This is a genomic window from Halomonas sp. DP4Y7-1, assembly GCF_019800705.1.
Classification (GTDB): Bacteria; Pseudomonadota; Gammaproteobacteria; order Pseudomonadales; family Halomonadaceae; genus Halomonas; species Halomonas litopenaei_A.
Window position 1 is genome coordinate 186439 of record NZ_JAHVKS010000002.1, and the last position, 18756, is coordinate 205194.

The following is an 18756-nucleotide window of genomic DNA, read 5'->3' on the forward strand; positions in this document are numbered from 1 at the left end:
CCGGCGCTCTGGCCATGGGAGACTCCACATGAGCCGCGATTCCCTTCTCGATGATGCCTATCTCGACCTGTCCGATCAGGACGCGGTCAACGACGAAGACTACTCACGCAGTCGATCCTCAAGCCGCAGTGATACCCTGCGCGCCAGGCGACGAGTCGAAGCCCTGCTGGAAGAACGCCGATTGCGCCAGGCCATCGACGATGACTGGGACTACGACGAGGAAGAATAGGGCGAGTCTCTGACGCGCAAGTTGACAAACGAGCCACCGAGGCCATAGGGATGCCGATCGGGCTTGCGCGTACTGCTCTTGCGTCTCTCTCGGTGGGGCTTGCATAAGCCCTTCCGCTGCCGGCAGGCGGTGAATCTTGGTTGGTGGCTGGCGTTCGCTGTGCTCCGGCTCTATCATCTGTGGCCAGCATTTTTTCCGCGAACCCAACTGAGGAAGCCGGACAACATGAGCGCTGACGACGTCCAGGTACGCCGACAGCCCTGCATGGCACCGCTTCCCAACTTTAGCGAGTTCCCATGGCGCAATACGTCTACACCATGAACCGGGTGGGCAAGGTCGTGCCCCCCAAGAAGCAGATCCTCAAGGACATCTCTTTGTCCTTCTTCCCGGGGGCAAAGATCGGCGTGCTCGGCCTGAACGGTGCCGGTAAATCCACCCTGCTGCGCATCATGGCCGGCGTGGATACCGAGATCGAAGGCGAGGCTCGTCCGATGCCCGGCCTCAACGTTGGCTATCTGCCGCAGGAACCCGAGCTCGACGACAGCAAGAACGTGCGCGAGACCGTCGAAGAAGCCCTGGGCGAGATCAAGGACGCTCAGACTAAACTGGACGCCGTCTACGCTGCCTATGCTGAACCGGATGCCGACTTCGACGCTCTGGCCGCCGAACAGGCCAAGCTGGAAAACCTGATCGAAGCCGCCGACGCCCACAACCTCGAGCGCAAGCTGGAAGTGGCCGCCGACGCTCTCAGGCTTCCGCCCTGGGAGGCCAACGTCGGGCACCTGTCTGGAGGTGAACGCCGCCGCGTAGCGCTGTGTCGCCTGCTGCTGTCAAGCCCAGACATGCTGCTGCTGGATGAGCCGACCAACCACCTGGATGCCGAGTCCGTGGCCTGGCTGGAACGCTTTCTCCACGACTATTCCGGCACCGTGGTGGCCATCACCCACGACCGTTACTTCCTCGACAACGTGGCCGGCTGGATCCTGGAGCTGGATCGTGGCCAGGGCATCCCCTTCGAAGGCAACTACTCCCAGTGGCTGGAAGCCAAGGAAAAGCGCCTCGAACAGGAAGCCAAGGCCGAGGCCTCTCGCCAGAAGGCGATCAAGCACGAGCTCGAGTGGGTGCGCTCCAATGCCAAAGGCCGCCAGGCCAAGAGCAAGGCGCGTCTTAACCGTTTCGAGGAAATGCAGTCCGGCGATTTCCAGAAGCGCAACGAGACCAACGAGATCTATATTCCGCCTGGCCCGCGCCTCGGCGACAAGGTCATCGAATTCCACAATGTGACCAAGCGCTTCGACGACAAGCTGCTCTACGAAGACCTGAGCTTCACCATCCCCCAGGGTGCCATCGTCGGTATCGTCGGCGGCAACGGTGCCGGCAAGTCCACCCTGTTCAAGCTGATTCAGGGCAGCGAGTCACCGGACGCTGGCGAAGTGGTCAAGGGTGACACCGTCGATATCGCCTACGTCGAGCAGATGCGTGATGCCCTCGACGACAAGCAGACCGTGTGGGAGGCGGTGTCCGACGGACAGGACATCCTCAACATCAACGGTTACGAGGTGTCTTCTCGCGCCTACGTCGGTCGCTTCAACTTCAAGGGCAACGATCAGCAGAAGTTCCTGCGTGACCTGTCCGGCGGTGAGCGTGGCCGTCTGCAGCTGGCGCAGACACTCAAGCAGGGCGCCAACGTGCTGCTGCTTGACGAACCGTCCAACGACCTGGATATCGAGACCCTTCGCGCCCTGGAAGAAGCCCTGCTGGCCTTCCCTGGCTGCGCCATGGTGATCTCGCACGATCGCTGGTTCCTGGACCGCATCGCGACGCATATCCTGGCCTTCGAGGGCGACTCGCACGTTGAATTCTTCGATGGCAACTACACCGAGTACGAGGCGGACCACAAGAAACGTGTCGGCGACGACACCCCGCACCGCATGAAGTACAAGCGCATCGACGCTTGATCTGACAGGTTGTTGACCTGACACCTCGACGCCACCGGTAGCTCCGGTGGCGTCGCTGTTTGTGACCGGCTCACGGCCTCTGCAACGCCCCCTGCCTTGAGCGCTCACTCCCCTGAAACAGATAGCGCTTGCCAGCTCCCCCCTTCCGGCGCCATAAACGTCAGGGTAAATGCATCATTGCCTCGTCCTGACGCCGAGGTGATACCAAGGATCCGCCGGGACGCTTCCATGTCATCTGTCAGTCTGAATCCGGTGCGCCTGTTGCGTGCCTTCTACACCAGCATCGCCTATCTGCCGACACTATCTGCCTTGATCTATGGCGCACTCGGCCTGCTGGCATTGATGCCACCCATCAGCGATACCTCCTTGCCCGACGTCATTCAGCGCTTGAGCCTGACCGCGCCAGGAAGTGCTCAATCGCTGCTGGCTGCGCTGCTGGGGGGCATGATCTCGCTGATGGTATTCAGTTTTTCGATGGTCATGTCCGTGCTCTCCCAGGCCGGCGGAAATTTCTCCCACAAGCTGGTCTTCGGCCTGGTGACCGAGCGCGCCAATCAGTGGGTGCTTGGCCACTATCTCGGCACCATCCTGTTCATCCTGATTCTGCTGATCGTCCCGGAGGTCGATGAAGGCGAGGCCGCCTGGCGATCACTGGCTCTGTACCTGGCCTGCGCCATGGTCCTGCATTGCCTGGCACTGTTCGTCTACTTCATCCATAACGCCTCGCAGTCGATCCAGGTCGACGCGGTGATCTCCGGCCTGCATGCCGCCACCCAGCGCAGCATGGAGCGCAAGCGTCAGACCGAAGCCTCAGACCCCTGGCGGTATCTGCCCGCCAGCGCCCCCGCTCAGGGGTCGTGGCATCCCCTCAGGGCCCAGATGACCGGCTACGTGCAGAACGCCAATCTCGAGCGCCTGGCAGCGCTGGCGGAGAGCATCGGTGGCACCCTTCACCTCGATTTTCGCTTTGGCGACTACGTGGTGGAAGGCACGCCGATCATGATTCTGGAATGCGACGATGCGCCCAACGAGGAGTGGTGCAGCGAAATGCTTGCCACGCTGACCTACCTCGACGGCGAATCCATTGATGAGCACTTCGTGCACGGCATGACCCAGATGATGGAGGTCGCCATCAAGGCGCTGTCACCGGGTATCAATGACCCTGGGACCGCCAGGCTCTGCCTGCACAGGATGACGGATCTGCTATGCCGCTACATGTCCTGGCAACCCGCCAACACCTTGGTCGATGCCCAGGGCAGGCGCAGGGTCTGCTGGCCGGTGGAACGCTTCGATAGCCTGCTGCATCGCCTCTTCGTGCCCCTGCTGCACTACGGAGCAAACGACCAGAGCATTCTCCTGGGGCTGCTCAAGTCATTGAAGTCGCTATCGCTGTTTGCAGAACCTCATCATCTCGAGACCCTGCAACTGATGACACAAAGAGTTGGCCAGGCGCTAGCCCATGACAGCGCCCACCGCATGGACCTGACGTTCGTTCTCGAGCGGCTGGATCAAGGGGCCCACCGCCTCGACATGGCCCCGGTTCGGGACCAGCTGACGGCGCGACTGCATGAGATTGCGTGAGGCGTGGGCTGACGGCTGCCAGGGCTAGCCTGCCTAGCAAATCAGTAGATCTTGGCCTCGCCCCTGGGCCTGGTCTTGAAACGCCGATGCATCCACAGATATTGCTCCGGGTGACGGCGAATCGCCTGTTCGATCACCTGATTGATCCGGGCCGCATCGGCAACTTCATCTCCGCTGGGAAAGTTATCCAGCGGTGGCAGGTATTCCAGGCTGTAGGTCCGGTCGTCGGGATTGCGATGGAAGATCAGCGGCATCACCGGCGCCCCGGTCATCTTGGCGATCTTGGCGGTCAACTTGATCGACGCCGCCTCGACGCCAAAGAAGGGAGCAAACACGCTGGCATCGCGGCCGAAATCCTGATCAGGGCTGTACCAGACGTGGTGCCCCGTCTTGATCCGACGCACCACGCCACGCAAGTCATGGCGGTCGATGGCGGTGCCAAAGATGCCGTTGCGCGCCCGGGTCATGAAGCGTTCGAATACCGGGTTGTCATGGGGACGGTAGACCACATCGGCGGGGAAAAACAGCGAGTGCAGGGCACCGCCAAGATCCAGCGTGGAAAAGTGAATGCCGATGATCAGCGCGCCCTTCCCCGCCTCCTCGACCCGAGCCATATGCTGCTGGCCCTTGAACGTCACGCGGTGGCGCAGGTGCTCGGGATCGCGACACCAGCCCGTCGCCGTCTCGAAGATACCGATACCGTTGGCCATGAAGCTGTCCTTGACCAGGCGGGCCTGGGCCGCCTCGTCCAGCTCGGGAAAGCACAGACGAATATTGGTCTCGGTGATCTGGCGACGGCGCTTGGCAAAGCGCCAGGCGGCAAGCCCCGTCAGGCGCCCAAGCCCGAGCTTGACCCGCCAAGGCAGCCAGGCACTGACACGCATGCCGGCAATCGCCAGGTAAGTCGGCCAGTAGCGGGGCTGGGTCCAGTAGCGTGGCTTGGTCGATGTGTCCTCTGACATGCGATCCCTCGTCGGTCGGTCCAGGCGACCAACGGAGGCAGGCCGTCAGTCGATATGGCCGCCATTGTAACGCCTGGGCACCCTGGGCAGCACCCCGGTCAGCAAGGTATAGCTGATGGTATCGCAATAGGTCGCGACCTCATCCACGGAGAGCACAGTACCCGCCTGGCTGCGCCCCCACAGCACCACCTCGCTGCCGATATCGGCCTGAGGCATGTCGGTGAGGTCCACGGTCATCATGTCCATGGATACCTTGCCCGCCAGACGACAGCGTTGACCATCGACCAGCACAGGGGTGCCATCTACCGCGTGTCGGTCGTAGCCATCACCGTAGCCGCAGGCCACCACACCGATGCGAGTCGGCGCAGAAGTGACAAAGCGGCCGCCGTAGCCAACCGGTTCACCTGCGCCGAGTTCGCGCACCGCGATGATCTCGCTGCGCAGCGTCATGACCGGAGACAGCTGCTGGCTGGCGTCATTGGCCTGTTCGAGGGGATCGGAACCATACAGCATCACCCCCGGCCGGTTGATCGCCCCGTGGGCCTCGACGTGGGCCAGAATGCTGGGAGAGTTGGCCACGCACAGCGGAGCATCAAGCTGTTCCGCGAGCGCCATGATGATCTCTCGCTGCTGCGCGAAGTAGTGGTCGTCGCGACTGTCGGCGGTGGCAAAGTGGCTCATCAGATGCAGGTCCCTCACCACTTCAGGTGCCGCCTTGAGCGCCTTCCACACGGCGGCGGCGCGGTCGGGAGAAAAGCCGAGCCGATGCATGCCGGAGTCCACCTTCAGCCAGGTCATGACCGGCCTGGCCGGCCGCCAGGCCAGCACCGCTTCGAGCTGCCAGTCACTGTGAATGGCCATACCCAGCTCCAGCGACTCCACCAGCGCCAGCTCATCGGCGCTGAAGATTCCCTCGAGCAGCACGATAGGCTCGCGAATACCGGCCTCACGCAGTGCCATGGCCTCCTCGATCGCCGCCACAGCGAACATCGGCGCCAGGCCCGCCAGCGCCTTGGCACAGGTCACCGCCCCGTGACCATAGGCATCCGCCTTGAGCACCGCCACACTCAGGCTGTCGGGAGCAAGCCCGGCCGCCAAACGGTAGTTATGACGCAAGGCGTCCAGGTCGATATGGGCGATGAGCGGGCGGGACATGGGGGCTCCGATGACAGGATTCAGGGATGGTTCGCCACCACATTATGCTCGATACTCGGAGCCATTTCATGGCATTAAACGCCATTAAATCCTGTGTACCTAGCTGTTCTTTCTCAACAAATAGAGCTCTTTAGAAAAATCCCATAAAAAACGCCGGAAGTGCATCTGGAGTGATCCAGAGCAGCGCCCGGCGCTTGAGCAAGTCGGTTGATGTTTCCACGCCGCACTGGCGTTCACTGAGCGATCTCTTCGCTCAACCGCCGTCCATCCGGCGGCGTCAAGCGACTCGGCTTACTCGAAGATGGCGTCCAGGGACAGGCCCTGCTTGTCGAGCATGCGACGCAGCTTCTTGAGTGCCTCGACCTGAATCTGGCGCACTCGCTCCCGGGTCAGGCCAATCTCTTCACCGACCTGCTCCAGGGTTGCCGCCTCGTGCCCGCGCAGGCCAAAGCGACGTACCACGACCTCGCACTGTTTCTCGGTCAGCTCGGCCAGCCAATGATCGACGTGGGCCTTGACGTCGCCATCCACCAGTGTCGACTCGGGCCCCTGATCGTTGTCATCGGTCAGGGTCTCGATCAAGGGCTTGTCGCTCTCGCCGCCCATCGGGTAGTCGACCGAGGATACGCGCTCGTTAAGCCCCATCATCTTCTTGACCGTATCCACCGGCTTGTCCAGATGCTCGGCGATCTCTTCGGCGGTCGCCTCGTGATCCAGCTTCTGGGTCAGCTCACGGGCCGCGCGCAGGTAGATATTGAGTTCCTTGACCACGTGGATGGGCAAGCGAATCGTGCGGGTCTGGTTCATCAGTGCCCGCTCGATGGTCTGGCGAATCCACCAGGTGGCATAGGTCGAGAAACGGAAGCCGCGCTCGGGGTCAAACTTTTCGACAGCGCGAATCAGGCCGAGGTTGCCCTCTTCGATCAGGTCGAGCAGCGTCAGCCCACGGTTGAGGTAGCGGCGCGCGATCTTGACGACCAGGCGCAGGTTGGACTCGATCATGCGAGCCCGTCCCTGGGGGTCTCCCTTGCGCGCCAATCGCCCGAAATAGACCTCTTCCTCGGGCGTCAGCAGCGGGGAGAACCCGATCTCGTTCAGATAGATCTGGGTGGCATCCAGGCTCTGGCGCGCGTAGCGATCCTCACGGCCCAGAGCCTTTTCGAAGGCCTCGGAATCGTCATCGGCGTCCTCGATGTCATCGGCCTCGTCTGTCACATCCTCGACAGCGTCATCATCGGCCTCGTCTACGGTATCGAGGTTCACATCCTGAAGGTCCCGTTCAAGCATGCTCATCGTATAACTACCCCGTGGTTGCGACCCGGCGTTGTCGTGAACCTCCACGATCAACGCCAAAGATTATTATTGTGTGACGCTCATCCGGGAGAAACGTGGAGTTTCTCAACGGGAAGGAAGATATTTCGTCGGATCCTGTGGCTGGCCATCCTTGCGCACTTCAAAGTGCAGGCGAACATCCTCGGCGTCGCTGTCTCCCATCGTGGCGATCACCTGACCGGCCTCGACGACGTCATTCTCGCTGACCTTCAGGCTGTCGTTGTGGGCATAAGCACTGAGATATTCGTCGTTGTGCTTGAGCAGGATGAGCTTTCCATAGCCCCTGACACCGCTGCCCGCGTAGACCACCTTGCCTGGACCCGCCGCTCTGACAGGTTGCCCCTTTTGACCGCCGATATCAATGCCAGCGGTGATGCTGGAACTTTCGCCAAATTGGCTGACTACCTGGCCATCGGCAGGCCACTGCCAGGGCACCTCGTCCACTGGCGTGTAGGTACGCGTGGTGCTGGCTGAAGCGCTACCGGAGCCGCTGCTGGACGCTTCCTCGGAGGCGGCTTGAGCAGTGCTGGAATCCGCTTCACTGGCCGAGCCAGATTGTGCAGATTCGCTATTTTCAGACATCTCACGCGCCTCTTCCTCGGCGGCGGCCACCACCGACTCCTCGGCCTCGCGTCTGGCCCGCTCGGCCTGGTCACTGTCGCTCAGGCCTTCGGCTCCGGGGCTGTCATAGTCATAAACAGGACCCGGGCTGCCAGCGCTGGCTCCCGCCACACCGGCAGCGCCCTGCACGGCCGCTGACGATACCTGCTCAGCGCCATTGCTGACTGTTTCCGTGCTGCCGTCCGGCAACAGCCATTCGAGATCTTCACCAGTGGGCTGGCTGGTCGGAGTCGATTGGCCCAATGGCGTGGCCACGGCGCCCTCGTTGGCGCTGGCGACAGCACCGGTGGCCGCCATGCCTCCTGCCTGGGAGCCATCGGCGGACAGGCGCAGCGTCTGGCCGACGTCGATCCGATAGGGCGGTGTGATGTTATTGAGACGTGCCAGCTCACGGAAATCCATGTCATGCCGCCAGGCGATACCGTAGAGCGTGTCGCCGGACTGCACGGTGTACTGAGCCGGCACCTGGGCCGCTCTGGCCGAGGACAGGTCCTGGACCTGAACCGGTTGACTGGCGCCCTGCTGATTGGCACAGCCTGCCAGGGCCAAAGCCAGGCTGGAGATGACGAAAATCTTGTGCATCGTGTGATGTCTCCTTGTCGGCAGTCCGCTAGTGGCGGCCGGCGATAGTGTCTTTGCGAGTGGCTGAGGTGTCTCCGACCCTGGCGACGATGATCACCAGCAGCATGCCGAAGATAGCCAGCGCGGTCACCCCCACCAACTGCGCGGAGTCTCCGGTAACCGCAGAATAATCCCAGGGCGCCAGATAGCGGTAGTCCAGCGGTATGACCTGTCCATCGGATCCCAGCTGATAGCGGGTCAGCTCGCGCCACGGCCATAGAATCGGCAGTGAACCCACGATAAATCCTACCAGCAGTTGCAGCGTGGCCGTGTGATGACGCTGCAGCAGCCAGGACAGGACCCGGGAAAAGGTGAACAGGCCAATCAGACAGCCCAATGCGAACAGTCCCAGCAGCGGAATGTCGAATCCGCGTATCCCCTGCATCACGACATCGTAGAGGCCCATGCTCAGCAGCAGGAAGCTGCCGGAAACCCCGGGTAACAGCATGGCGCTGATGGCGATGGCACCGCCCACGATCAGCACCAGCGCCGGCGTGCCCAAGGCATTGACCAGCGGCATCAGCGACGGCAGAGCCTGGGCCAACACCAGCCCAAGCGCCAGCGGCAAGATGTGCCACCAGCGCCAGTCAGCAGGGTGCTTGCCCACCACCAGCGCGGAGGCCGCGACCAAGCCAAAGAAGAAGCCATTAAGCAACAGCGGGTGCGCGTCCAGCAGCCATACCACCAGGTGAGCTACCGTGATCAGGCTGGCCAGGATGCCCGCCATCAGCGGAAGCAGGAAGCTCAGGTTGAGATGAACCACCAGCCCCTTGAGGCCACCGCTACGCAGCGCACCGAAAGCGCTGGGGCCGAAACGCTTGATCGTGTGGATCAATTCTTCATAAATACCGGTGACGAAGGCAATCGTGCCCCCCGAGACTCCCGGTACGGCATCTGCCGCCCCCATTCCCGCCCCTCGCAGGAACAGGCCAAGCGAATGTTTCAACGAATCACTCCTTCCAATAAGGGCACGAAGCGCACCGGCTCCAACCGTTCGTATTCATAGCGTTCTCCATGGCGGCGCACCCGCGTCAGCCACTGCTGTCCGTCCTGCCCCTCCAACGGAGCGATCAGTACCCCCTGATCGACCAGCTGTGACAGCAAGGGCTCCGGCAATTCGCTGGCACAGGCGGTCAACAGGATGACATCAAAAGGGGCCGCTTCCGGCCAGCCATGCCCACCGTCGGCCAACCGCAGCCTGGCGTTGTGGGCTTTCAGCAGGCGCAGCCGGGATGCCGCCACGCGATGCAGCGCATTGATCCTCTCCACCGACCAGAGTTCCTCGACCAGGCGCGCCAGGATCAAGGTCTGGTATCCCGATCCGGTACCTACCTCGAGCACCCGCCGGGGAGACTCCTGCAGCACCAGCTCGCTCATGCGCCCGACAATCCATGGTTGGGACAGGGTCTGACCGTGACCGATGGGTAGCGCCGTGTCCTCGTAGGCGCGGTGCGACAGCGCTTCATCAAGGAAAAGATGACGCGGCTCGCTGGCCATCACTTCCAGCACCTGGGATGCACACACCCCTTGATCGCGAAGCCGCTGGACCATCCGGTCCCGCGTTCGCTGGGAGGTCATGCCGACGCCTTTGAGATCAGGTGAGCGCATCAAGCCAATCCTGCACATCGTTGCGCGCGGCGTGGCGCGTCAGGTCGGTCTGCAGCGGGGTAATGGACACGTAGCCCTGCGCCACGGCAGCAAAGTCGGTGTCATCGGCATCGTCTGCGTTGTCCCCGACAGGAGCAATCCAGTAGCGCACGCGGCCGCGGGGGTCTCGCGCCTCGATGGGACGATCGGCGGGTCCACGATAGCCCATGCGGGTTACCCGGAAGCCCTTGATCTCCTCCCAAGGGAGGTCAGGCACATTGACATTCAGCAAGCTGCGCGGCGGCAGAGACAGCTGCTCGAGCCCTCCCACCAGACTCGCCGCGACCCTTCCCGCAGTGGCAAAGTGGTGCTCGCCGACCAGTGACATGGCGATCGCCGTCATGCCGAGGTTTCTGCCTTCCATGGCGGCGGCCACCGTGCCCGAGTAGAGCACGTCATCGCCAAGGTTTCCGCCATGATTGATACCGGAAATGACCAGATCCGGCGTCTCATCCCACACCCCATTGGCGCCAAGATAGACGCAATCGGCGGGGGTCCCGTCGACGCTGTAGAACCCATCATGGGTCGGGGTCAGCGACAGCGGCCGCGACAGCGTCAGCGAGTTGCTGGCTCCACTGCGATCACGGTCAGGGGCCACGACCCTGAGCCTGGCGCAGGGCACCAGCGCGTCATGCAGCGCCTTAAGGCCAGGCGCATGGACGCCGTCATCGTTCGATAGCAGCAGTCGCCTCATGGGGTATCTCCTTGTTCGTCAGCGATGTTCCGCCCACCTGCGGTGGCGTCTGAGGCAGTGCGAAACTGCAGGCTCGGGTGGGTCATCAACTCGCGCAACACGGCGGTGGCAAAGGCACCGGCGGGTAGCCGAAAGCTCAACCACACGGCCTCCCCTTCCCGCACCAGGCTGGCCTCACCAAGCATCACCCGCAAGGCCCTGCGCGATGCCTGCACACCCGCCTTCTCCAGGCCCTGACACAGTGCGGGGGCGGCGCCAAGCACGTCCTTCTCCCACGCGCCGGCATCGGCCCGGGCGCGGCTTCCGCCGCGGCCCCACAGCACTGCAGTAGGGTGAATGTCACCCTGGGCGAGTCGCAGGGACAGGTCATCATCCGACGGCCCCTCGCCACTACCTGAGTCGGCGCTCGCGGCGTGGCTGCCTGCTGGCGCGCTGTCTGCTGACGTGGCTGCGAGCGCCTCGCTGGCGCCGACCTCGAACAGACTGCGGCTGCCTTCCAGCATCATCACGTCACCCGAGAGAACCTGACGCCACTCTCCCCGGCGCAGTCGTTCGGCGAGCTGGGCGTTGAACAAGTAGCTGCGCGCGGCGGACAGCAGCATGCCATCGCGATCATCACGCTTGCGCCAGCCTCGCGCCAGCACCGCCACGGCGCGGCTGAGGTTACGTCCCTCTGGACCAAAGCGCTGCGGGCCAAAGTAGTTGGGCACGCCATCCTGGATGACCGCGTCAAAGCGCGCCGCCAGCTGTGTATCCTGCACCACCGGCCCCGTCACCTTCAGTCGAAACCGGTTGCCGCGATGCACGCCACGCTTGAGCTTGCGCGGGTGGCGGGCGCGCGCTTCCACTTGGTAGCCCTCGGCGGCCAGGCGCGCTTCCAGGTCGGCGGGAGCCTCCTTGCCGGGCAGGTGCACCGAGAACCACTGGCGCGTCACCGCCACCCGGTCCTTCATGCCGGCATACCCCACGTCACGACGAGTGACGCCGCATAGATGGGCCAGGGACGAGGCGACCCGGGAGGTGGTGGCATCACGCTTGGCGATCCACAGCCAGAGATGTTCCCCCTGCCCTTCCGGCGCAAAGCCCAGGTCCTCCTCGACCAGGAAGTCGTCCGGCGTCTGCCGGTACTCACCCGGCAGGGGTGCACCCAGGCGATCATCCAGATAACGAGGCCACTGCGGCGGCCAGACAATGGCGTCGGTCATGGACGCTCCTGTCCCTGAGCCCGCTCCTGTTCTCCCTGCTGGTCGATACCGACCGCCTCGATCGCGGACAGCAGCACCACCGCCTCGGCGGCGATGCCCTCGCCCCGGCCGGTAAAGCCAAGGCGCTCTGTCGTGGTGGCCTTGACGTTGACGGCGGCGAGATCGATTCCCAGGTCTTCCGCCAAGTGCCCCCGCATGGCCAGGAGATGAGGCGCCATCTTGGGCGCCTGAGCCATCAAGGTGGCATCCAGGTTGGCCACCTGATATCCCGCTGCGGTCACTTCCTGCATCACGCGCCGAAGCAGGTCGCGACTGTCGGCACCCTTCCAGGCCGGATCGGTATCGGGAAACAGGTGGCCAATATCTCCCAGCGCACAGGCTCCGAGCAGCGCATCACTGACGGCATGGAGCAGCACGTCCCCATCGGAGTGAGCAACAAAGCCGTGGGCAAACGGCAGGCGCACGCCTCCGATCATCAGATGGTCGCCGTCGCCAAAGCGATGTACGTCAAATCCGTGGCCTATCCGCAAAGGCAGTAGCATAGTCGATGAGTCTCTTACGTTTCCCGCGGCGCGCCCGCGCTGGAGAGCAACAGCTCTGCCAGACGCAGGTCCTCGGGATGGGTGATCTTGATGTTGTCGCGGCGTCCTGACACCAGCCGGGGCGAGAGGCCCAGCGCTTCCACCGCAGAGGCCTCATCGGTGATGCGCGCAACGCCGATGCCATCGGCGGACAGCGCCTGCCCCAGCGCGCGCTGCAACAGCGCAAAACGAAAGGCCTGCGGGGTCTGGGCCTGCCACAGGCCGCGACGATCTTCGGTGCCGGCGATGTGCCCCTGACCGTTGTCACGCTTGATAGTATCCGCCACCGGCGAGGCCAGCAGGGCACCCTCCGTAGCCTCCAGTGCCGCCTGATACAGATGCTTCAGGTCCTCGCTGCTGACACAGGGACGAGCCACGTCATGCACCATCACCAGGTCATCCGGCTGGCACTGGGTCTGGATCGCTGCCAGCGCATTGACCACGCTGTGCACCCGTTCGGCACCGCCAGGAACACGCTGCCAGTGTGGAAACGGCACCAGCGCTGGGTCGAACCAGACATCCTCCGGCGACAGGCAAAGACACAGGTGGGCATCGGGAAAGGCCTGATACAGGCGTTCAAGGGTATGCGCCATGACCGGACGCCCGGCCACCTCCCGGTATTGCTTGGGCATATCGCCCCCGACTCGGCGCCCGACGCCGGCGGCTGGCACGATCAACCACAGTCGTGGAGCGGCAGCACTCATTGGCTACTCGCTCCCTGCCCGCTGCCTGGCTCAGGCTGGGGAGACGGCGCGACGTCCGTCTCGACCCCGGGCACCCAGAAGAACTGCTCGTCGGTGCGCACCATCCCGACATCGCTGCGCGCACGCTCTTCAATGGCATCCAGACCGGTCTTGAGGTCCACCACCTCGGCGCTCAGCCGCGAGTTACGGTCACGCAGCGGCTGATTCTGGGCTTCCAGTGCTTCCACACGCCCGCTGACTTCATTCATTTCCATGACACCACCCTGGCCCAGCCACAGTCGATACTGAAGCAGGGCGAGCAGTGCCAGCAGCACTATCGCCAAGGTCTTGAGCATGAGGGTACCGTCGACATTCGATTCGGCGCCTAGTATGCCATCGCCCGCCCATCCGGGGCGAGCCGCAGGGCCATCCGGAGCGTGCGGCGGCTATCCCCGGCTCGATGTCGCCACAACACACCGCGGCCACAACCGCTCGCTACCGCAGCAGACGGATATGACAGGGAGTCGATATGCCAGGGTGCCGATACGACAGCGGCCGCCATATCATGGCGGCCGCTGGGTCACGGGTCCGACTACTGTTGCATCCGACTACCGTTACAGCTGGAACGGCATGCGGAAGGTCAAGCTGATGTCCGAGGCGTCATCGGTCATGCCGATGCCCAGGTTGGTGACCACCGAGGTGGAGTCGGACATGGCGTAGGTACCACCAATATTGAACACACCGATGTTGGCATCACTGCCGATGACGTCGGTCTTGCGACCGCCATCCGGGGTGATCTCGGTCTTGCGGATGTACTCATGTGAATACGACAGCGCAAGGCTCAAGCGCTCGTTCAAGGCAAACGCCGTACCAAAGCCCGCGCTGATGCTGTCCCCCAGGTCCACTTCGGCCTTCTGGTCTCCCTCGCCTGCCGAAATGTCGTCGAACTCTTCCTCGATATTGTAGGTGTACCCCAGGTTGGCAAAGACGATGGCGGGATCCAGGGTCTTCAACACCGAGACCCCAGCCGTCACGCCCCAGACCCCGTTACCGGTAGGCAACTCCTTGGGCACCGAGAGGTTACCCGCCGAGTCGACCTGCTCGATCTCGATCCCGTAGGGGTCCTTGCCGGTCGGTGCGCGCACTCCGAGACTCACCACCACGTCGGGCCGCTCCGTGGTCTCGGGCAGCAGGCGATAGGACAGACTCGCCGAGATGTCACCCAATCCGGCCTCGTCGACATCCTCCTCGACATTCTGTTCGGTGGAAAACTCGCCACCGATGGACTGGATGGTGGTCGTCCGATAGACGAAGGGCACGTTGATGCTGGCCTCCAGCCTGTCGGTCAAACCATAGCGGGTGTTGATATCCAGCGTGGTGATATGGGTCTCGACATTATCCAGATTGAGCTCGCCGAGGAAGATCGCATCGAGGGCCAGAAAGCCGCGTAGGGCCAGGCTGTCGCGATCAGAGTAGGTATAGGTGATGCCCGGCTCGATGGTCAGTCGGTCCGAGAACAGCGCGTGTTCCTCACGGAAGATATCCTGCACGCTGCGCGAGGCTTCCTGAGACTCCAGCGCCTGCTGCTGCTCGGCACCCACGGTCTGCTGGGCGAAAACCGGTGTCGCGGCACCGGCAAGCAAAAGGCCCGCCAGGGGCGGGCAGAGCGTCCTGTTGATGACGATATTCACGTCGTTCTCCTTGTCCCCGAAATGGTCGCTTGTCGTTCTTCACTCTTTCTCGAGGGGCTACCTGCAACCGGTCGTCTGGCGCGCCCGTCAGGGGGAGGCCTGGCCCACCTGCATGCCAGTACCAGCGTGCCTCCCGTGCTCCTCTCCCGGCAGGAGTTCCCTGTCACCCCTGCTCAAGCGTAGTTAATGTGTACGTTAAAAGAGTCTTAAATACCGCGATTCGGGCATTTATTGTCAACGCAAGGCGGCTGCCGCCTTGATTCCACTCAGCATGCCGGGCGTCGCACGATCCCCCACGCCGGACTGATTGCCCATATACAGCTGCAGCCGGGTGAGGTTTCGCACCTGCTGCAGGCTGCTGGACAGCTGAATCGCCTGACTAAGCCCACTGCCTGGCACGATGGCCTGACGAATGTTGCCCATGCCCGGCATGTCGATGGACACGCTCATGTCGTTGCCCACCGCGGACACCGCGATGGTGCTGCCAGCGACCTGGCGGGTTCGGGTACCTCCCCCACTCGCGCTGCTAGTGCTGAAGCTGGAGGCATCCAGCACATCGATCACCAGGTCATTGGCGGCCACGTTGAAGTCACCGCCGGCCTGGATCGACTGCACGACCCCGGAGGCATTGGCGGTCCCCTGGTCGACCACCCGGGCGCCATTGCCAAGTCGCGCCAGACCCGCTCGGCTTTCCACGACGGTGATCGTGGGTTCAAAGCTGACACTGGGCTGCTGCCGGCTGAGATCCCCCAACATGCGAGCGCCCGCGGCCAGCTGGTCACCGGCGGCGGTGCGCCACTCACTGACCATCTGCACGCCAAAGAACATCAGCCGCCCCTTGTCGGCAAAACGGCCTCGCTGCACGCCAAGCTCGTTATCCGAAAGCTGGCGTGCACTGGCGAAGCCTTCAAAGGTGGTGAAATCGGTGGTGGCGGCCTGTGCCGCCGGTATCGACAGGGACAACGCCAGCGCCAACAGCATGGCGCCCCTGCCTGCCCCTGTTCCCTTGTCCTGTCCCATCATGTTCGTGCCCCCTGATCGACGGCGCCTCACCACGCCGCAGAGCCTTGCCGCTTTGTGATCGTTGTTGTCAGAACAGCTCGGCGTGACGGAAACCGAAGTCGATCATCTGTTCGCGTGATACGGGAGAAAACACGTCCTTCATACGATGCGCCGTCAACGGCTGGCGCGGATCCAGCAAGGCGGTATAGCGGTCGAAACCGTCTCCCACCACCGCGAAAATGATGTTGTTCCAGGCGGCCAGGAAGTCGTCACGGGTCATTACCCGATTGCCCAACGCCGGATCGCCGATGTAGACGCGATCCCCGCTGGCCTTCTTCATGACCACGAAGTGTCTGTATCCGTTGAGGTCCAAAAGGACGATCACCGGTATCGATACCTGGTCCAGGGTGTCGCCATCGACTTCATAGCCGCGGCCCCTGAGACCCAGCGTCTCGACATAGTTCTTGAGATCCAGCAGAGAGAAGCCCTGCTGCTGCACCAGCTCCAGATCGGCCACCTCGAGCATGCCCGCCAGGACATCGTGCTCGGTGGTATCGGACATCTGGTAGGCGTACTTGAGAAGCGTGGCCAGTGACGCGGCACCACAGGAAAAGTCGGTGCGCTGCTCCACCAGGTTCTCGTAGCGACGTTCACGGATGGACTGGACGTCCTTGTTGATCACCGTCCCCGGCACAATGCCGCCCAGGCGGATGGTGGCGGCGTGCCCGTCGAGGGCGGGCAGTGCCAGGCCAAGGGCGATTGCCGTGGCCAGCGACCAGCGTGGCAGCGTCATGGTCGGTCTCCCTTCGTGCTGAACGTCGTGGTGAAAGAACCCCGGCCCGCAAGGGCCGGGGAGTATCACGCGAGTGATGTTGGCTTAGTTCTCGCCACCGCCACCACCCATGGAGGTGCCACCCATGCTGGAGGCAATGGACAGCGAGTTGCGCTGCATGTTGCCGCCGCCAGCGGCGATGTTGACGCCGATGTTGCCGGTGGCCCCGGCCAGGGCGTTGGTGCCGAGAGAGGCGTTGTTTTCCTGGTAGACCAGGCGCTGGCGTGTATCGATGCTGAAGCCAGCGGAGACGCCACCCAGGCTGATCCGGCCGCGCTCGCGGAAGCTCAGAGTGCCGCTTTCCTCACCCTCGAACTTGCCTTCGTTCTTCAGGCCGCCAATGGTCGGACCATTGTCGTCGAAGTCGATGTGGCCCCACAGCACCTCGCCACCAGAGTGTCCATCGCCGCCCTGCCAGATTTCCGGATAGACGTCGTTGGTCTGTGCCCAGTCACCTTCGTAGGAGCCGCGACCGCCACCCACATAGCCACCGCGCAGCGCGGTCTTCTCGAGATAGGCAGAGGTGTTGGTCAGAGTCACGACTTCGCCGCCTGTCATAGAGGTGTTGCCAAAGCTGGCCTGGACGCCGCCGGATGTGGCATCGGCGCTGCCGCTGGCAGTGTTGACCGACGCGGCCAGACTGTTGTGCTGGGCGTTGCCGATACCGGCGGCCACGTTGACACCCACATTACCGCTGGCATTACGCAGCGCGTTGGTGCCCATGCGGGCATTGTTCGGGCTGGCGCTGATGTCGGTAGTGTTGTTGGAGGCGGACTGGAAGGAGAACGACGCAGACTGGCCGAACACGGTGGCGGCGTCAGAAGATGACAGCGCGGCATCGTTGGCCTGCTGGTTGTTGTCACCGGCCGCCACGTTGACGCCGACGTTACCCGAGGCGCCCTGGAGGGCACCGCTGCCCAGGGTGGCATTGTTCTTGGTCAGGCTCTGAGAGGCTTCGTTGTCGTCGCTGAACTGCTTGCTATCCACAGTCGCGCCAGAGTAGTTGGGATCATAGAAGATCGACCCGCCCAGGGCGCCCAGGCGCTTGTAGGTGTGGGAGTCGTTCTTGATATGAACGTCGTAGCGGTTGTTGACGTCGGAATCCATGTAGGAATCGGTGTCGAAACGGTTTTCCGCCATTGCCGCGGGCGCGGCCAGAAGTGCAGAGATGGCCAGAGCGAGCGGAGCTTTTTGGAAAGTTTTCATGGTCGTTCTCCTGAATGAACCGTACTGCCTATTCACTGCTGTTATTGACGTCACCCTTTGCTTCGTATCTTGACGCTATTGGTTGAAGCGAAAGCTGAAGCTATTGCGAGTGGCGTTCCCCGTGCCGGCTGACTGGTTGACTTGAATCACTCCTCTGGCCCCCGCAAAACTGCTCTCGTCAATGTCGAGATTGCGGGTCACGCCGTTGGAGTCACTGCCGTCCCCCCCGTTCAGCCCCTGCCTTGGAGCCAGCACCTGTTGCAGACTATCGTCGCTCAGGCCGCTGACCGTGCTCCCCAGAGCCATGCCGAAGCTGTTGCTCTGAAGGTTGCCTACTCCCGCCGTCTGGTTGACGGACATCCATCCGGAAGATTGCCCAAAGGCCCCTTCTCTGATGGCCGTCCCTACCTCCATGTCGGCGAGTCGCTCGTCGATGCGCACCTGCTGCACCAGACGATTGTTGATCGTGGCAGCGTCACCGGTTGCCAGTGAGCCGCTGCTGGATTGAAGATTCTGACTACCGGCGGCCAGATTGGCCGACGTCACACCGCTGACACCGCTGAGCGCCTGTCCACTGATGACGCTGCTGTTTCTCAGCACCCCCAGGTCTTGCCCCCTGGCCGAATCCGGGCTGACCATCACCAGGCCCAGGGCCGTGGCGAACATCACCACCCGTGTCAGCCGCAGCGGTATGGAGGACAACTCTGACATCTCGGCTGAGGCGTCCATCGCAGGCTTTAGTTGTTGAGTCAGCAT

Annotated in this window: 19 protein-coding genes; 3 read left to right on the forward strand and 16 right to left on the reverse strand. The window is 62.9% G+C overall.

What is annotated here, in order from left to right:
- Positions 1-28 precede the first annotated feature (28 nt).
- The 3 genes from KUV72_RS04380 to KUV72_RS04390 all read left to right on the forward strand — a co-directional run bounded on the left by KUV72_RS04380 (position 29) and on the right by KUV72_RS04390 (position 3768).
- The gene (locus KUV72_RS04380; RefSeq protein ID WP_206941195.1) at positions 29-229 is read left to right on the forward strand and encodes a PA3496 family putative envelope integrity protein; all 201 of its coding nucleotides are present in this window, start codon (positions 29-31) and stop codon (positions 227-229) included.
- Positions 230-525: 296 nt separating this feature from the next.
- Positions 526-2187, forward strand: a complete 1662-nt coding sequence (gene ettA / locus KUV72_RS04385; RefSeq protein ID WP_206941197.1) for an energy-dependent translational throttle protein EttA — start codon at positions 526-528, stop codon at positions 2185-2187.
- 228 nt (positions 2188-2415) lie between these two features.
- Complete coding sequence (locus KUV72_RS04390; RefSeq protein ID WP_222237567.1) at positions 2416-3768, forward strand: DUF2254 domain-containing protein; 1353 nt, start codon at positions 2416-2418, stop codon at positions 3766-3768.
- Positions 3769-3809: 41 nt separating this feature from the next.
- Here the strand turns inward: KUV72_RS04390 and lpxL are convergent, their stop codons facing one another.
- From lpxL to KUV72_RS04470, 16 genes are all read right to left on the reverse strand, one after another.
- On the reverse strand, positions 3810-4730 hold the full coding sequence (gene lpxL / locus KUV72_RS04395; RefSeq protein ID WP_206941201.1) for an LpxL/LpxP family Kdo(2)-lipid IV(A) lauroyl/palmitoleoyl acyltransferase: 921 nt from the start codon (positions 4728-4730) through the stop codon (positions 3810-3812).
- A 45-nt stretch (positions 4731-4775) separates the two neighbouring features.
- Positions 4776-5885 carry an alanine racemase gene (alr, locus tag KUV72_RS04400; protein WP_222237568.1) on the reverse strand — a complete coding sequence of 370 codons (1110 nt, stop codon included), beginning with the start codon at positions 5883-5885 and terminating at the stop codon, positions 4776-4778.
- 291 nt (positions 5886-6176) lie between these two features.
- Entirely contained in the window at positions 6177-7172 is a 996-nt protein-coding gene (gene rpoS / locus KUV72_RS04405; protein WP_206941780.1) for an RNA polymerase sigma factor RpoS, read from the reverse strand.
- Positions 7173-7283: 111 nt separating this feature from the next.
- The gene (locus KUV72_RS04410; RefSeq protein WP_222237569.1) at positions 7284-8420 is read right to left on the reverse strand and encodes a peptidoglycan DD-metalloendopeptidase family protein; all 1137 of its coding nucleotides are present in this window, start codon (positions 8418-8420) and stop codon (positions 7284-7286) included.
- 28 nt (positions 8421-8448) lie between these two features.
- Complete coding sequence (locus KUV72_RS04415; protein WP_222162909.1) at positions 8449-9366, reverse strand: DUF368 domain-containing protein; 918 nt, start codon at positions 9364-9366, stop codon at positions 8449-8451.
- Between the two features lie 35 nt (positions 9367-9401).
- Positions 9402-10067 (reverse strand): protein-L-isoaspartate(D-aspartate) O-methyltransferase, encoded by a 666-nt coding sequence (locus tag KUV72_RS04420; RefSeq protein WP_206941207.1) that lies wholly within the window; start codon positions 10065-10067, stop codon positions 9402-9404.
- Positions 10054-10800 (reverse strand): 5'/3'-nucleotidase SurE, encoded by a 747-nt coding sequence (gene surE, locus KUV72_RS04425; RefSeq protein WP_222237570.1) that lies wholly within the window; start codon positions 10798-10800, stop codon positions 10054-10056. Before surE ends, KUV72_RS04420 begins: the two co-directional genes overlap by 14 nt.
- On the reverse strand, positions 10797-12005 hold the full coding sequence (truD, locus tag KUV72_RS04430) for a tRNA pseudouridine(13) synthase TruD (protein ID WP_222237571.1): 1209 nt from the start codon (positions 12003-12005) through the stop codon (positions 10797-10799). Before truD ends, surE begins: the two co-directional genes overlap by 4 nt.
- On the reverse strand, positions 12002-12535 hold the full coding sequence (ispF, locus tag KUV72_RS04435; RefSeq protein ID WP_315857858.1) for a 2-C-methyl-D-erythritol 2,4-cyclodiphosphate synthase: 534 nt from the start codon (positions 12533-12535) through the stop codon (positions 12002-12004). Before ispF ends, truD begins: the two co-directional genes overlap by 4 nt.
- Positions 12536-12561: 26 nt before the next feature.
- Positions 12562-13290, reverse strand: coding sequence for a 2-C-methyl-D-erythritol 4-phosphate cytidylyltransferase (gene ispD / locus KUV72_RS04440; RefSeq protein ID WP_222237573.1), 729 nt, complete (start codon positions 13288-13290; stop codon positions 12562-12564).
- Positions 13287-13625, reverse strand: coding sequence for a cell division protein FtsB (gene ftsB, locus KUV72_RS04445; RefSeq protein ID WP_206941219.1), 339 nt, complete (start codon positions 13623-13625; stop codon positions 13287-13289). The genes ispD and ftsB overlap by 4 nt, the downstream gene beginning before the upstream one ends.
- 258 nt (positions 13626-13883) lie before the next feature.
- The gene (locus KUV72_RS04450) at positions 13884-14960 is read right to left on the reverse strand and encodes a transporter (protein ID WP_224851990.1); all 1077 of its coding nucleotides are present in this window, start codon (positions 14958-14960) and stop codon (positions 13884-13886) included.
- Between the two features lie 234 nt (positions 14961-15194).
- Positions 15195-15983 (reverse strand): hypothetical protein, encoded by a 789-nt coding sequence (locus tag KUV72_RS04455; RefSeq protein WP_222162775.1) that lies wholly within the window; start codon positions 15981-15983, stop codon positions 15195-15197.
- Between the two features lie 67 nt (positions 15984-16050).
- A complete protein-coding gene (locus KUV72_RS04460; RefSeq protein ID WP_206941223.1) occupies positions 16051-16755 on the reverse strand; it encodes a C39 family peptidase in 705 nt (234 codons plus the stop codon).
- Between the two features lie 84 nt (positions 16756-16839).
- The gene (locus KUV72_RS04465; protein WP_222237574.1) at positions 16840-18000 is read right to left on the reverse strand and encodes a hypothetical protein; all 1161 of its coding nucleotides are present in this window, start codon (positions 17998-18000) and stop codon (positions 16840-16842) included.
- A gap of 75 nt (positions 18001-18075) precedes the next feature.
- Entirely contained in the window at positions 18076-18756 is a 681-nt protein-coding gene (locus KUV72_RS04470) for a hypothetical protein (RefSeq protein WP_222162773.1), read from the reverse strand.

Bases quoted from the DNA above. Each gene is read 5' to 3' on its own strand.
- KUV72_RS04420 (WP_206941207.1), bottom strand. From the start codon at position 10,067: ATGCGCTCACCTGATCTCAAAGGCGTCGGCATGACCTCCCAGCGAACG.
- ettA (WP_206941197.1), top strand. From the start codon at position 526: ATGGCGCAATACGTCTACACCATGAACCGGGTGGGCAAGGTCGTGCCC.
- lpxL (WP_206941201.1), bottom strand. From the start codon at position 4,730: ATGTCAGAGGACACATCGACCAAGCCACGCTACTGGACCCAGCCCCGC.
- alr (WP_222237568.1), bottom strand. From the start codon at position 5,885: ATGTCCCGCCCGCTCATCGCCCATATCGACCTGGACGCCTTGCGTCAT.
- KUV72_RS04415 (WP_222162909.1), bottom strand. From the start codon at position 9,366: ATGGGGGCGGCAGATGCCGTACCGGGAGTCTCGGGGGGCACGATTGCC.
- ispD (WP_222237573.1), bottom strand. From the start codon at position 13,290: ATGAGTGCTGCCGCTCCACGACTGTGGTTGATCGTGCCAGCCGCCGGC.
- KUV72_RS04410 (WP_222237569.1), bottom strand. From the start codon at position 8,420: ATGCACAAGATTTTCGTCATCTCCAGCCTGGCTTTGGCCCTGGCAGGC.
- KUV72_RS04460 (WP_206941223.1), bottom strand. From the start codon at position 16,755: ATGACGCTGCCACGCTGGTCGCTGGCCACGGCAATCGCCCTTGGCCTG.
- KUV72_RS04465 (WP_222237574.1), bottom strand. From the start codon at position 18,000: ATGAAAACTTTCCAAAAAGCTCCGCTCGCTCTGGCCATCTCTGCACTT.
- surE (WP_222237570.1), bottom strand. From the start codon at position 10,800: ATGAGGCGACTGCTGCTATCGAACGATGACGGCGTCCATGCGCCTGGC.
- ftsB (WP_206941219.1), bottom strand. From the start codon at position 13,625: ATGCTCAAGACCTTGGCGATAGTGCTGCTGGCACTGCTCGCCCTGCTT.
- KUV72_RS04455 (WP_222162775.1), bottom strand. From the start codon at position 15,983: ATGATGGGACAGGACAAGGGAACAGGGGCAGGCAGGGGCGCCATGCTG.
- truD (WP_222237571.1), bottom strand. From the start codon at position 12,005: ATGACCGACGCCATTGTCTGGCCGCCGCAGTGGCCTCGTTATCTGGAT.
- KUV72_RS04380 (WP_206941195.1), top strand. From the start codon at position 29: ATGAGCCGCGATTCCCTTCTCGATGATGCCTATCTCGACCTGTCCGAT.
- KUV72_RS04470 (WP_222162773.1), bottom strand. From the start codon at position 18,756: ATGCTGACTCAACAACTAAAGCCTGCGATGGACGCCTCAGCCGAGATG.
- KUV72_RS04390 (WP_222237567.1), top strand. From the start codon at position 2,416: ATGTCATCTGTCAGTCTGAATCCGGTGCGCCTGTTGCGTGCCTTCTAC.
- rpoS (WP_206941780.1), bottom strand. From the start codon at position 7,172: ATGCTTGAACGGGACCTTCAGGATGTGAACCTCGATACCGTAGACGAG.